Here is a 13835-nt window from a genome sequence, read left to right as displayed (position 1 = left end):
TATCCTTTTTCTGGTCTCGTTTCTTTAACGAGAACAGAAAAAGATTTAGCGAAAAGCAGGACAAATGGTTTTAAAAGTGCCAAAATGTTCTGCTTCTAAAAAAAACTACACTTCAAAATATCCAATAAAATAAAGGCTTCACGAGGTTTTTATTGATTACCTATGACACGATAAGAAAATATTATGATAAAATTATTTCATAATCAGAAAAACCGTCCTACATTTGCCTAACGGTGTTAAACAATTTAATACTCAAATAAAATGGCTAGTAAAGATCGAATTTTAAGACAAAAAGAAGAGACCAGAAATAACATTCTTGGGGCTGCTTATGATATCGTAAAAGAAGAAGGCTGGAATGGTTTGAGTATGCGTAAAATTGCCGACAGAATTGAGTATACTGCTCCAATTATCTACGAATACTTTTCGAATAAAGAAGCGATACTTGAAGAACTAACCGGTAAAGGTTTTTTGAAACTGGCCAAAGAGTTGCAAACTGCAAAAGATAAGTTTGAAAAACCCGAAGATCAGTTAGAAGCCATGTGGATGACCTACTGGGATTTCGCTTTTAGTAATACTGAAATGTACCAATTAATGTTTGGTGTTCAAATGACCTGCTGTGCACAACGATGTTCGGCTCAGGAAGCACCTTACAAATTGTTTACCTCGGTAATTGCTGAAGTTATGAAGGACAGTAATCCAAGTGAAGATATTATCAAACAAAAATATTTTACTTTCTTTTCTGTTATTCATGGTCTGATCGCCATTAATATCATTAACAAAAGTGACATCCTGGAAACCATTAACGCTCAAATCCTAAAAGATGCGATTGGTGGTATCATAAAATCAATACAATAAAAAATTTCATTTTTACTTAACAGTGATAAATGATTTAATAGCCGATTAAAAAATACCTTTGCCTTGTTACTTAACAGTGATAAATAATTTAATAGAGTAATTTAGAATCCTTTTTTCTCATTTTACTTAACAGTGATAAATAATTTAATAGAGTAATTTAGAAACCTTTTTTTCTCATTTCACTTAACAGTGATAAATAATTTAATACTAGTTTGTGAATAGGATTTGGAGGCTCATTATATAGAAATTCAGGCTTATAAGCTTAACAACGTTAGATAATTTAATATAATTAAATATGAATTCCCGGAATGCCAGAATACCACATCAATTAATCCAAAAGAATGTTCAACAATTTAAAACCAATAATAAAATGAAAAATGTTATCATAACCAGTTTTATTCTGGCACTCGTACTAAGCAGTTGTGCAGATAAATCGCAAGCCCCGGCAGCTCCTGCTGCACCATTATTACCTGTCGCTGCTATTACAAGCGAAAACACTACTACCGATGCCGAATATCCTGCCTCTATACAAGGTACTGTTGATGTTGAAATTCGTCCTCAGGTAAGCGGAAATCTGGAAAGAGTTTTTGTAGACGAAGGAGCTTATGTCAATAAAGGTCAGACTTTATTCAAAATAAACGAACGTCCATTCCGTGAACAATTAAACAATGCGCTAGCTAATTTGCACGCTGCTGAAGCGGCTTTAATCAACGCGCAATTGGAAGTAGATAAATTAACTCCATTAGTTCAAAACAAAGTAGTTTCAGATTATCAGTTAAAAACGGCTAAAGCTTCTCAAAAAATTGCTGCTGCCAATATCGAACAGGCCAAAGCAATGGTAGGATCGGCCAGAATTAATCTTGGATATACTAATGTTACAGCTCCTGTAAGCGGCTACATTGGAAGATTACCTAAAAAACAAGGAAGTTTAGTTTCGGCAACGGATGTTGAACCTTTAACCAACTTATCTGATGTGCATGAAGTTTTTGCTTATTTCTCATTGGGAGAAACCGATTTTATCAACTTTAAAGCACAATATGCCGGCAGCAGCCTAGGCGATAAAATCAAAAAGTTGCCTCCTGTAACTTTAATTTTAGCCGATAATAATGCGTATCCTCAAACCGGAAAAATCGATATGGTAGACGGTCAGTTTGATAAAACCACCGGAGCTATTACGTTAAGAGCTACTTTTCCTAATGCTGGCGGAGCTTTACGCTCAGGAAACACCGGAAAAATTCGTTTAGGGCTTCACCATGACGATGCTCTTTTGGTACCACAATCGGCTACTGTTGAAATGCAGGACAAAGTTTTTGTTTTCACCGTTAATAAAGAAAATAAGGTCAACAAAATGCCGATCACGGTTATTGGTAAAAGCGGTACAAACTATTTGATTAAAGATGGTATCAAATCAGGTGATCAGATTGTATTAAGCGGTATCGATAAACTTCAGGATGGTCAGGTCATTCAGCCTGAAAAACCGGCTACAAAAGTTGCCCAAGTAATCACTAAAAAATAATTTACACGCAAATGTTCAAAATATTTATACAAAGACCTGTACTGGCAACCGTAATCTCCATTTTATTGGTGATTCTGGGGGTACTTGGACTTACGAAATTGCCTTTACAACAGTTTCCTGATATTGCACCACCATCGGTTTTGGTAACGGCGGTTTATCCGGGAGCTAATGCCGAAACGGTTTTACGATCGGTAGCACCCTCTTTAGAAGAATCCATCAACGGGGTGGAAAACATGACTTACATGAGCTCTACCGCCAGTAACGACGGATCGTTAGCCATTACTGTTTTCTTTAAATTAGGTACCGATGCCGATCAGGCAGCCGTAAACGTACAAAACAGGGTGGCTCAGGCGACCAGTCAATTGCCTGCCGAAGTGGTACAACAAGGGGTAATCACTGCGAAACAACAAAACAGTTTCATTATGGCCATCGGTATGTACACCGAGGATGAATCGAAATACGATCAGACGTTTGTGGCCAATTATGCCCAAATCAATATTATTCCTGAAATCAAACGTATTCCGGGAGTAGGATCGGCCAGTATTTTTGGAGGTGTAAAAGATTACTCGATGCGTGTTTGGCTGAATCCGACACAAATGTCAACTTACAAAGTGACGCCAAACGAAATCATGAGTGCTATTCAGGACAAAAGTTTGGAAGCTGCTCCGGGTAAATTTGGAGAAAGAAGTACAGAAGTTTTCGAATACGTAATCAAATACAAAGGAAAACTAACCAAACCGGAAGAATATGAAAATATTGCTATTCGCTCTAATGCAGATGGTTCGGTTCTTCGCTTAAAAGACGTTGCCCGAGTTGAACTTGGTGCTTATTCGTACAACAGTTTAACGCGTTTAAATGGTAAAAAAGGAGTTGTAATCGGTATTATTCAATTGGCAGGTTCTAACTCCAATGATATTCAGATCGCGATTAACAAACTGATGGAAAAAGCATCGAAAGATTTTCCAAAAGGGATCAAACAAAATATTTTCTATAGTACCAAAGTATCACTGGATCAATCGATAGAACAGGTAGAACATACTTTAATCGAAGCATTTATATTAGTATTCATTGTAGTATTTATATTCCTGCAAGATTTTAGATCAACATTAATCCCGGCTATTGCTGTACCTGTAGCAATTTTAGGAACGTTCTTCTTCATGCAGTTATTCGGATTTTCGATCAATCTTCTAACACTTTTCGCTTTAATTCTGGCGATTGGTATTGTGGTAGATGATGCGATTGTAGTCGTCGAAGCTGTGCATGCCAAAATGGAGCACAAACATTTGTCTCCAAAAGTAGCCACACATGAAGCAATGCACGAAATAACGGGTGCTATTATCTCGATTACGCTGGTAATGGCTGCTGTATTCCTGCCGGTTGGTTTTATGGAAGGCTCTACGGGAGTTTTCTATCGTCAGTTTGCTTTTACGATGGCGATTGCAATTGTAATTTCGGCTGTAAATGCGTTGACTTTAAGCCCGGCGCTTGCTGCATTGTTCCTGAAAGACAATCACGGTGCACAAGGAAACGAAAATGACGTTTATGTTAAAAAAGGATTTAAAGAAAAATTCTTTACAGCATTCAACAGCAGCTTCGAATCTTTGACGAATCGCTACGTGGGCGGAATTAAATTTTTAATTCGCCGCAAATGGTTAAGCTTAGGAGGTCTGGCCTTAATTACAGCAGCAACCATTCTGTTAGTAAAAACGACTCCAACAGGATTTATTCCAACAGAAGATCAGGGATTTATTGCGATTGCGGTAAATACTCCTTCAGGAACCTCTCTTGACGGAACACAAAAAGTAATGACTCAGGCAGAAAATTTACTAAGAGCCGACGAATCATCACGATTTGTAACAGCGATCTCAGGATTCAATTTATTAACGAATTCTACAAGTCCATCAGCAGCCGTTATTTTTGTCTTGCTTAAACCGGATGAAGAGCGTGGAAAAATAAAAGGAATCGACGAAATAATGGCCGATGTACAAGGGAAATTAGGAACTATTAGCGGCGGAAGTTTCTTCGTCTTTAGTTTCCCAACTGTTCCCGGATTTAGTAACGTTGAAGCTTTAGATTTAGTGCTACAGGATAAAACCGGAGGTAAACTGGATAAGTTTAGCGGTGTTTCTCAAAGCTTTATCGGAGAATTGATGAAACGTCCGGAGATTGCAATGGCATTTACAAGTTTCAAAGCCGATTATCCGCAGTTGCAACTGGATATTAATGACGAAAAAGCCAATCAGCTGGGTGTAAATGTAAAAGACATTTTACAAACGATGCAGACTTATTTTGGTAGCGCACAAGCTTCTGACTTTAACCGATTTGGTAAATATTACAGAGTAGTTGTTCAGGCCGATATTGCCGACAGAGCTGATCCATCTTCTATTGACCGTGTTTTTGTAAAAAACAAAACCGGAGAAATGGTTCCAATAAATACTTTGGTGAAACTAAGCCGTATTTATGGTTCTGAAACGGCCTCCAGATATAATTTGTTTAATTCGATTTCGATAAATGCCATTCCGAAACCTGGATTTAGTTCGGGGGATGCCATTAAAGCCATAGAAGAAGTTGCTGCACAACATTTACCTGCAGGTTATAGTTTTGAATTTTCGGGACAAACCCGTGAAGAGATTTCTTCAGGAGGGCAATCCGCAACGATATTCTTACTGTGTTTGATATTCATCTATTTCTTACTTGCTGCACAGTATGAAAGTTACATTTTGCCTTTGGCGGTAATCTTTTCTATCCCTGCAGGTATTTTTGGAGTATTTGTGGCTATTGGTTTCACCGGAATTCAAAACAACATTTATGTACAGGTTGCTCTGGTAATGTTAATTGGACTGCTCGCTAAAAATGCCATTCTGATTGTGGAGTTTGCGGTTCAGAAAAGAAAATCCGGTCAGGCATTGGTGATGGCCTCAATCGATGCGGCAAAACTGCGTTTACGACCAATTATCATGACATCACTTGCTTTTGTTGTCGGATTAATTCCAATGATGAGTGCCAAAGGACCATCAGCACAAGGTAACCATTCGATTAGTATTGGTGCCGCAGGAGGTATGATTTCAGGGGTAATTCTAGGATTGTTTATCATCCCGGTATTATTCATCATCTTCCAATATTTGCAAGAAAAGGTTTCCGGAAAACCGGTAGCCGTAATTCATAACGAAGAAAAATAAAAATGGAAAACTATATCACAACCGTACTCGTAGCCATTATCATTGGCATCGGATACATCTCTTATAAAATTTCAAGGGATCTTGAAAGCAGAAAAGATACTTGTACAGAAATTTAATGACAACACCTAAAATGAAAAATCATATAACCAAAATTGTGATGATCGCTATTTTGATCACCACAGTAATATCCTGTAAGGTTTCGAAGGATATTGAAACTCCAAAAGATGCATTTCCTGAAAATTTCAGGAGTGCATCGGTTTCAAAAGATACGACCAGTATTGGCGATACGGAGTGGAAAAATTTCTTTACCGAAAAAGATGTTATTCAGTTAATAGACAGCGCGGTTGCCCGAAACAACGACCTGCAAATTGCTACTAAAAACATCGAGATTGCACATTACAGATTCACACAGTCCAAATGGGGAAATGTCCCTGAGGTCAATTTATCGGTAGCGGCAAGCACCAGCAATCCGTCAGATAATAGTTTTACCGGAAAGAATTTAGGTCAGGCATTGGGTCAGAATCATATTAATGACTTCACAGCCGGAGCGACACTTTCATGGGAAGCCGATATCTGGGGGAAAATAAAGAACCAGAAAAAAGAAGCTTTTGCTGGTTATCTGCAGTCTGAAGAAGTTAAAAAAGCTTTGCAAACTACCATTGTTGCTAATGTTTCTAAGGGATATTACAATCTTTTAATGTTGGACGCACAGTTGGATATTGCCCGACAAAATCTAAAATTAAATGATAGTACCACCACTATTATCAAATTAAAATACGATGCCGGTCAGGTCACTTCATTGGCGATTCAACAATCGGAAGCACAAAAATTAAACGCCGCGCAATTGATTCCTTTATTGGAACAAAACATTGCGATTCAGGAAAATGCTTTGAGTGTTTTAACAGGATCTTTTCCGGATTCCAAACAAAGAAGTATTCGTTTGAGTGCTTTAGAAGTTAAAAACAATACCGCCATTGGGATTCCGTCTTCGTTAGTAAGCCGCAGACCGGATGTAAAAAGCGCCGAACTTGCTCTTAAAGCTGCAAATGCCAGCGTAGGAATCACAAAAGCCAATTTGTATCCGGCACTCAGAATAACTGCTCAGGGTGGTGTAAACTCCTTCGAAGCCAGCAATTGGTTCAACATTCCGGCTTCTTTGTTCGGAACTCTTGCAGGAGGATTGACACAGCCTTTACTGAACAATAAAAAAGTAAAAACACAATACCATATCGCCGTTGCCGAAAGGGAAAAAGCGGTTCTGAATTTCAGACAATCTGTTTTAGTAGCGGTTAGTGAAGTATCAGATGCTTTGGTAAAAGTAGAGAAATTGCAGCAACAGGAATCCTTTTTGCAACAACGTGTAAAAACGCTGCAGCAAGCCATAAAAAATGCCAATTTGTTATTCAAAAATGGTATGGCGGAATATCTTGAAGTACTTACTGCGCAATCTAATTTGTTACAAAGTGAACTAGAACTCGCCAACATAAAAAGAGAGCAGCTATCTGCCAATACCGAGTTGTATCGTGCTTTAGGTGGTGGTTGGAAATAATACCCGTTAATTATTTATTTTTTTGAGAGGAGAACGCTGTGAGACTTATAGTTTCATGGCGTTTTTTTATGGCACGCGGATGAGGCGGATCCGCGGATTGACACGTTTTTTTTATTCTCATTTTTGTAATTTCAACCGAAGAGAGACTCGAGCGATAACGAATAGGCGAAGCAAATCACACGTGGGCTTCGACAAAGATTAACGACATTCTGTATGGAGTTACTTGTATGATCCTTCCTTCGTCAGGATGACAAGATTACGCATAAAAAATGGCGAGAATAAAAAAAAGTGTCAATCCGTTTCTTCGCGAAGCGAATCCGCGTCATCCGCGTATCCTATAATCACAATATTTCTTACTTTTGATATTGTCAAGCCTTCAAAAAATGGCTCCAAGCAATGAATATCTCATCGAATATTAGTACGAAATAAAACAATCCTCTTAATCAATACATTAAATCCCATGAAAAGAATCGCATGCATTGCAATTTTAGCATTACTATTTACAAACTGCAAAGAAAACAATTCAGAAAAAGAAGTAAAAGCGGTAAAAGAACCAGTAAAAACAAGCCCTGCTGTAAAAAAAGAGGCAGAGAAAAAAGAAGATTGTAAGGATGTTGAAGTAGAAATGGGTTCCGGAAGAGAATGTATCTTAAAAGGCACAGATCTTGCCCAGGTCTATCAAAATATTATCAAAAATAAAGAGGTTGAAGAATCCGAATACTATTTAAGTGCAATTCCAAACGAAAGTAAATCTGTACCCGTAAATAAAAACGGATTGATTTCAATTGATTACGAAATCATCAAAGATAAAGTCCTTATTAGTATGAATTATGAAGGCGGTGTGACTGAAGTAACACTTGAAAAAATAAAGGACACGATTAAAAAAAGTATTTATCACTACGCCGATTAAACTCTGAAATAAAGAAATTTACATCAAAACGGTAGAAAATCCCCAAATTAAACCGCTAATTAACTTTTACGTTTTTTAGCGTTTTTTTTCATAATGGCTGTTCCTCATTCCTCAAAGTGACAAAAAGGAGAATAAAAAAATCAGCGAAAATCCGTGTCTTCGCAGTAGCGAATCCACGTCATCAGCGTACCTTATAATCCGTAATTTTTCTTTATTTTTGATAGTAAAACTTCAATCAAAATGTCAATCAATCAAAATAAGTACCTCAACGATTTAAAGATAAAATTCGAAAGCTACGCTCCTATTTCAGAAACGTCCTGGCAGTTAATTGAAGGTATTGCTGAAATTCAATCTATTAAAAAAGGAGATATTTTACTTCAGAACGGACAAATTGCAAAGGAAATATATTTTATAATCAAAGGTGCTTTACGAGCTTATATCACCGATGCGGCAGGTAATCTCTATAATAAAAACATTTTTCTTGAAGGCGATTTTGCCGGTTCAAAGGCTTCTTTACTGCAGCAAACCGCTTCTCACTTCACCATAGAAGCTCTCGAGGATTCTACCTTGATTCAACTTAACTACAAAAAATACAGAGCGCTCATTGATCAGAACAACGACCTCAAAAATTATTACATTGCCTATTTGGAAAAAAACTGGGTAATCGAAAAAGAACAACGCGAAATTGCTTTAGTCATGCAAAATGCTACCGAGAGATACCTACAACTTCTATCCAAACATCCAGATATTGCAGACCGTATTCCGCTGCTTCACATCGCCTCCCATTTAGGAATTACCCCTACCCAGCTAAGCCGTATCCGAAAAAATCTCGAAAAAGATTTGTAAATCAACATATGTAAAGGTTTCTCCTAAAAGCCCGGGGTATCTTTGTCTTATATTCTTATAATCACTATTCAAATGAAAAATATAAACTTAATCGAAGACAACTTAAATAATCTTACCGGAATGTGGAAAACGGTTAGTTCCTCTTTCCTATCCTACCATACAACTCCTCTTTTTGAATATAGCAAAGTCGAAAATTCAGGCTGGCCTAATAAATTGTGGTTTCGAAAAGATCTCTCTAAAAATGACATCGGTGAAATTACTAAAACCATGCAGGCCAATTCAGAATTAGCCTTCGCTTATTGGGATATCTACGGAACAAAATCGTACGAAATACTGGATGCCTATGGTTTCTCATTAAAAAGTGAACAGGTTGCGATGGCTTTAAAATTAGATCAGAAATTTACGCTTCAAAATAATCTGAGTTTTAAAAGAGTAACCACTGAACAGGACGCTAAAATATGGGCCGATCTGTATCCTCATGCTTTTGGTTATGTGATTAGCAAAGAAATCCTGATTCATAATCATCACGATGTTCAGTTTTATTTAGTTTCTTTAGACAATCAGCCCATCGGAACATTTATGCTGTTCCAGACTCAAAATACAATTGGAATTCATGGCGTTGGAGTGATTCCGGAAATGCGCCGAAAAGGTTTTGCTGAGGAAATCATGAAATATGCTTTAAATCTATCCATCGATTTAAATGGGGATTACGCCTTACTACAAGCCTCCGCAATGGGAAAAGATATTTACACGAGATTAGGTTTCGAAGACTTATTTGTCATTAAAAACTATGTTTTGGGAGCAAATTCCAAATCTTAAATTCCAAACTCCAGGTTTCAAGTTTCAAGTTTCAAGTTTCAAGAGTAAAGAAGAAAGAGCCAAGAGCCAAGAGTCAAGTTTCAAAATCTATTCTCTTTATTCTATATTCTATATTCTATATTCTATATTCTATATTCTATATTCTATATTCTATATTCTTGACTCTAAAATCTAAAATCATAAATCTTCCACTCTGTCCCAAATGCCCCTAAAATAGTCGTAAATGTGTAGTCCGTTCAAAAGATAAGAATTGTAAGTTTGTAATGAATTAATTAACAACCTTTTAAAAACTATCCCATGAAAAAAGCAAAAATTATCTTTTGGATCACTACTACTATTATCTTTTTATTCGAAGGTGTTATGCCGGCCTTAACCTCTCAGACAGAATTAGCAAAAGAAGGAATCAGACACTTGGGCTATCCTGAGTATTTCGGAAATGCCTTAGTCGTTTTTAAAATTCTTGGTGTTTTAGCTTTGGTGATTCCTTCCATTCCAAAAAACATAAAAGAATGGGCGTATGCCGGATTTGGTTTCGACTTTATTTTTGCTTCCATCAGTCACGCTGCAGTAGACGGTATCAATTTCCAGGCCTTCTTTCCTTTAATCTTTTTAGTAATTCTGGCGATCTCTTACGTTTATTATCATAAAATAGAGCGTTATAAAAACATCGCTTTATAACCTCATGAAATGATGATAGAAGTTTATAAAACAAATGTTCAGGAAGTCGAGCAGTCTCTACTGATTGTGGGGAAACTTCTTGAACATTTTCCAAACAGTCATATTAATTTTGATTTAGAGGACTGTGATAGAATTTTACGCGTTCATGCACCGTCAATTTCAAATCAAAGAATAATAGAACTTCTGGATTCCTATGGCTATCATTGTGAAGTTCTTCTGTGAGTCCTAAAAAACAACAAAGATCTGATTTATAAAGTTTTATTGATAAAATTTGTAAATTTGAAATACTATCAACCTTCAAATCTAACCAAATGAATTTACCGGCCGGACATCAAACCATAATGCCTTATTTAATTTTAAATGGCGCGTCAAAATTTATAGCATTTACTCAAAAAGTCTTTAATGCAACAACTTCTTCCGATCATGTACTACGCGAAGACGGAACGGTTATGCATGCAGAAATTATCATCACCGGAAGTACTATCATGGTTACAGACGTAGTTGAAGACTGGTCAAGACAAACCGCTAACCTATTTGTTTATGTCCCCAATGTCGATGAAACCTATAAAAAAGCATTAGAAAATGGTGCTACGAGCATAATGGGAGTCAGCGATAAAGAGTATGGCAGGACTTGCGGCGTTACCGATCCGTTTGGGAATGTCTGGTGGATCACTTCTATAATAGAGTAAAAAACAAAAAACATTTATGAAAACAGAATTAAAACAAGATATCGGGACTACTTTCGGACAATTTTCCGACACTGTTTCTCTTTTTACGCAAAGCGAAGTCAATCAAATACCGTTTGAAGGTAGCTGGACAGCCGGACAGGTTGCCCGTCATATCATAAAAGCGACATCAGGACTGCGTCAGGTTTGCGAGGCTAATACCCAAAAACTAGCGGCAAACTATGATGAAAAAATACCTGCGCTTCAAGGGATATTTCTCGATTTCAATACCAAATACGACTCCCCTGATTTTATATATCCGGAAGACCGCGAGTATGATAAAACCGAGCTGATTTCAAGTCTTCAAAGAATTGAAAAAGAAATGCAGCATATTGCCGAAAATTATGATTTAACACGCACCTGTATGGATTTTGAAATACCGGGTATTGGAAATTTAACAATCTACGAATTATTATTTTTTTGTAACGTGCATGCCAAAAGACATTTAAATCAATTGAAAAACATTTATACTGTTGTAAAAAACTAAATATGAGATCCAAAACCAAAACCATTTTGACCGCCTGGCTCGTTGCCGGGACATTAGACCTGACGGCAGCCATAACAGTTTATGCTTTTATACTCCAAAAAACCACTGCCATAAAATTGCTGCAATCCATTGCAAGCGGCGTTTTTAAAAAAGAAGCCTACACTGGAGGCTCGCTAATGGCGCTCTTCGGTATTGGATTCCATTACTTAATTGCACTAAGTTTCGCTTCGTTTTATTTTATCATTTATCCTTATCTGCCTTTTCTCAAAAAAAGCGCAGTTGTTTCCGGATTCCTCTATGGACTATTCGTCTGGATCATTATGAATTTAATTGTACTGCCTATTACCTTTCCTGTGCTTCCCGAAAAACACTTAGATTTCCCGTTATTCCTTTCCATGTTGATCCTGATGTTCTGCATCGGTCTTCCCATAGCACTTATAACGCGAAAATATTATAGTTTTCAGACGCAATCCTAATTGTAAACCTGAAATACAAAACGTCAAAAATCCCTTTTCACACAAAGGGATTTTTTTTTGTTTTACCCCCTAACGTAACTTTTCTGCTTTTATTTTGCTCATACAATGCTAATTATATAAACTTCAAAAAAAGTTATGTAAGATTTCTTCTGCAGTTGTCAAGTAACTTTAATCTTTGATAATAAAGACCACAACTGTCTTTTAAGATTTACGTTGTTTCATTTTTGATTTAATACTAAAAACATATTATTTTGATTCTCTCTCTAAAAAATACTTTCACCGAAATAGGAAATGCAACTTTGTTTGCTAAGCAGTTTTTTAAGGAAGTTTTTGTTCCTCCTTATGAGGCCAAAGAGTTTATAAAACAATGTTATGTAATTGGATATAAATCATTGCCTTTAGTAGCCATAACCGGTTTTATTATGGGATTGGTACTCACCCTTCAATCTCGTCCTACACTGGTCAATTTTGGAGCGGAATCCTGGTTGCCCGGAATGGTAGCTCTTTCCTTAATAAGAGAAATTGCTCCCGTAATTACGGCTTTAATTTGTGCCGGAAAAATCTCCTCGGGAATTGGTGCCGAATTAGGATCGATGAAAGTAACCGAACAAATTGATGCGATGGAAGTTTCGGCAATTAATCCTTACAACTATTTGGTCGTAACCAGAATTTTAGCCTGTACCTTAATGGTTCCCATTTTAGTCATTTTTGCAGATGCGGTGGGCATTATTGGTGGTTTTGTTGGAATTAATATCCACGGTGATGTTAATTTCTATCGCTATCTGACTCAAATTTTACAATCGCTGGAATATCTGGATCTGATTCCTGCAACCATTAAAACGTTCTTCTTCGGATTCTTTATCGGAATGATTGGATGTTTTAAAGGATTTAATGCCTCTAATGGAACTGAAAGTGTGGGAAAAGCAGCAAATTCAGCAGTTGTAACTGCTTCACTTACCATTTTTATTCTCGATATGATTGCCGTTCAAATAACCGATTTATTCTTTTAAAGATGATTAAGGAAAAAGAAAATACAGCACTTAAAACTAAAGCAGGAAGCAAAACTCCAATCATCGAGATCAGGGATTTGCACAAGACTTTTGGCGCGGACAATACTGTTCTGCAAGGTGTAAATCTAACGGTGAATAAAGGGGAAGATTTAGTAATTCTTGGACGTTCCGGTTCGGGAAAATCGGTCACCATAAAATGTATTGTGGGTTTAATAACTCCCGATCAGGGTGAAATAAAAGTGTTTAACGAAAATGTATTGAACCTGAAGAAACCTGAGTTAAATCAGATTAGGGTTCGAATTGGGTTTTTATTTCAAAGTGGTGCACTGTATGACTCCATGTCGGTACGCGAAAATCTGGCTTTCACTTTACAAAAACACAAACAGAACTTAACGCCTGAAGAAGTTGAAACTGAAGTCATGGAAGCTTTAGATAATGTTGGTTTAGCGGATGCGATCGATAAAATGCCGTCTGAACTATCAGGCGGAATGCAAAAAAGAATTGGTCTGGCCAGAACATTAATCTTAAAACCGGAAATTATCTTATACGATGAACCCACAACGGGGTTAGACACCATAACCTCGCGTGAGATCAGCGAATTAATTCTTGATATCAAACACAAACGTAAAACCACTTCAATCATTATTACTCACGATATGGCTTGCGCAAAACTCACAGCCGACCGAATTATGGTTTTAAAAGATGGAGTAATACATGCCGAAGGGACATATGAAGAACTGGAAAAAAACGAAGACGAATGGGTGCGCTCATTCTTTGAATAACGC

The 13835-nt window shown here is 37.0% G+C and carries 14 protein-coding genes; all 14 read left to right on the top strand.

Annotated features, from left to right (window positions below; genetic code table 11):
• Positions 1-261: 261 nt before the first annotated feature.
• The 14 genes from C245_RS0105515 to C245_RS0105450 all read left to right on the top strand — a co-directional run bounded on the left by C245_RS0105515 (position 262) and on the right by C245_RS0105450 (position 13832).
• Positions 262-855: a TetR/AcrR family transcriptional regulator gene (locus C245_RS0105515; protein ID WP_017495582.1), complete on the top strand. Its 594-nt coding sequence runs from the start codon at positions 262-264 to the stop codon at positions 853-855.
• Between the two features lie 295 nt (positions 856-1150).
• Positions 1151-2371 (top strand): efflux RND transporter periplasmic adaptor subunit, encoded by a 1221-nt coding sequence (locus C245_RS0105510; protein ID WP_017495581.1) that lies wholly within the window; start codon positions 1151-1153, stop codon positions 2369-2371.
• Positions 2372-2382: 11 nt separating this feature from the next.
• Positions 2383-5550 (top strand): efflux RND transporter permease subunit, encoded by a 3168-nt coding sequence (locus tag C245_RS0105505; protein ID WP_017495580.1) that lies wholly within the window; start codon positions 2383-2385, stop codon positions 5548-5550.
• A gap of 130 nt (positions 5551-5680) precedes the next feature.
• Positions 5681-7099, top strand: coding sequence for a TolC family protein (locus C245_RS0105500; RefSeq protein WP_026109892.1), 1419 nt, complete (start codon positions 5681-5683; stop codon positions 7097-7099).
• Between the two features lie 460 nt (positions 7100-7559).
• The gene (locus C245_RS0105495; protein WP_017495578.1) at positions 7560-8009 is read left to right on the top strand and encodes a hypothetical protein; all 450 of its coding nucleotides are present in this window, start codon (positions 7560-7562) and stop codon (positions 8007-8009) included.
• Between the two features lie 240 nt (positions 8010-8249).
• Positions 8250-8855: a Crp/Fnr family transcriptional regulator gene (locus C245_RS0105490; protein WP_017495577.1), complete on the top strand. Its 606-nt coding sequence runs from the start codon at positions 8250-8252 to the stop codon at positions 8853-8855.
• 72 nt (positions 8856-8927) lie between these two features.
• Positions 8928-9674: a GNAT family N-acetyltransferase gene (locus tag C245_RS0105485; RefSeq protein ID WP_017495576.1), complete on the top strand. Its 747-nt coding sequence runs from the start codon at positions 8928-8930 to the stop codon at positions 9672-9674.
• Positions 9675-9971: 297 nt separating this feature from the next.
• On the top strand, positions 9972-10352 hold the full coding sequence (locus tag C245_RS0105480; RefSeq protein WP_017495575.1) for a DoxX family protein: 381 nt from the start codon (positions 9972-9974) through the stop codon (positions 10350-10352).
• A 9-nt stretch (positions 10353-10361) separates the two neighbouring features.
• The gene (locus C245_RS0105475; protein ID WP_017495574.1) at positions 10362-10574 is read left to right on the top strand and encodes a hypothetical protein; all 213 of its coding nucleotides are present in this window, start codon (positions 10362-10364) and stop codon (positions 10572-10574) included.
• An 89-nt stretch (positions 10575-10663) separates the two neighbouring features.
• A complete protein-coding gene (locus C245_RS0105470) occupies positions 10664-11041 on the top strand; it encodes a VOC family protein (protein ID WP_017495573.1) in 378 nt (125 codons plus the stop codon).
• A 16-nt stretch (positions 11042-11057) separates the two neighbouring features.
• On the top strand, positions 11058-11564 hold the full coding sequence (locus tag C245_RS0105465; RefSeq protein ID WP_017495572.1) for a DinB family protein: 507 nt from the start codon (positions 11058-11060) through the stop codon (positions 11562-11564).
• Positions 11565-11566: 2 nt separating this feature from the next.
• The gene (locus C245_RS0105460) at positions 11567-12040 is read left to right on the top strand and encodes a hypothetical protein (RefSeq protein WP_017495571.1); all 474 of its coding nucleotides are present in this window, start codon (positions 11567-11569) and stop codon (positions 12038-12040) included.
• Positions 12041-12291: 251 nt separating this feature from the next.
• Complete coding sequence (locus C245_RS0105455) at positions 12292-13050, top strand: ABC transporter permease (protein WP_017495570.1); 759 nt, start codon at positions 12292-12294, stop codon at positions 13048-13050.
• Between the two features lie 2 nt (positions 13051-13052).
• Positions 13053-13832, top strand: coding sequence for an ABC transporter ATP-binding protein (locus C245_RS0105450; protein ID WP_017495569.1), 780 nt, complete (start codon positions 13053-13055; stop codon positions 13830-13832).
• Positions 13833-13835 lie beyond the last annotated feature (3 nt).

Origin of the sequence: Flavobacterium sp. WG21, from assembly GCF_000335775.1 — a bacterium.
Lineage (GTDB): Bacteria > Bacteroidota > Bacteroidia > Flavobacteriales > Flavobacteriaceae > Flavobacterium > Flavobacterium tructae.
Note: the sequence above shows the minus strand (reverse complement) of the source record. Positions and strands in the feature narration are given on the sequence as shown.

Excerpts from the sequence above, each read along its gene's own strand:
- C245_RS0105515 (WP_017495582.1), top strand. The coding sequence starts at position 262 with ATGGCTAGTAAAGATCGAATTTTAAGACAAAAAGAAGAGACCAGAAAT.
- C245_RS0105510 (WP_017495581.1), top strand. The coding sequence starts at position 1,151 with ATGAATTCCCGGAATGCCAGAATACCACATCAATTAATCCAAAAGAAT.
- C245_RS0105505 (WP_017495580.1), top strand. The coding sequence starts at position 2,383 with ATGTTCAAAATATTTATACAAAGACCTGTACTGGCAACCGTAATCTCC.
- C245_RS0105500 (WP_026109892.1), top strand. The coding sequence starts at position 5,681 with ATGAAAAATCATATAACCAAAATTGTGATGATCGCTATTTTGATCACC.
- C245_RS0105495 (WP_017495578.1), top strand. The coding sequence starts at position 7,560 with ATGAAAAGAATCGCATGCATTGCAATTTTAGCATTACTATTTACAAAC.
- C245_RS0105490 (WP_017495577.1), top strand. The coding sequence starts at position 8,250 with ATGTCAATCAATCAAAATAAGTACCTCAACGATTTAAAGATAAAATTC.
- C245_RS0105485 (WP_017495576.1), top strand. The coding sequence starts at position 8,928 with ATGAAAAATATAAACTTAATCGAAGACAACTTAAATAATCTTACCGGA.
- C245_RS0105480 (WP_017495575.1), top strand. The coding sequence starts at position 9,972 with ATGAAAAAAGCAAAAATTATCTTTTGGATCACTACTACTATTATCTTT.
- C245_RS0105475 (WP_017495574.1), top strand. The coding sequence starts at position 10,362 with ATGATGATAGAAGTTTATAAAACAAATGTTCAGGAAGTCGAGCAGTCT.
- C245_RS0105470 (WP_017495573.1), top strand. The coding sequence starts at position 10,664 with ATGAATTTACCGGCCGGACATCAAACCATAATGCCTTATTTAATTTTA.
- C245_RS0105465 (WP_017495572.1), top strand. The coding sequence starts at position 11,058 with ATGAAAACAGAATTAAAACAAGATATCGGGACTACTTTCGGACAATTT.
- C245_RS0105460 (WP_017495571.1), top strand. The coding sequence starts at position 11,567 with ATGAGATCCAAAACCAAAACCATTTTGACCGCCTGGCTCGTTGCCGGG.
- C245_RS0105450 (WP_017495569.1), top strand. The coding sequence starts at position 13,053 with ATGATTAAGGAAAAAGAAAATACAGCACTTAAAACTAAAGCAGGAAGC.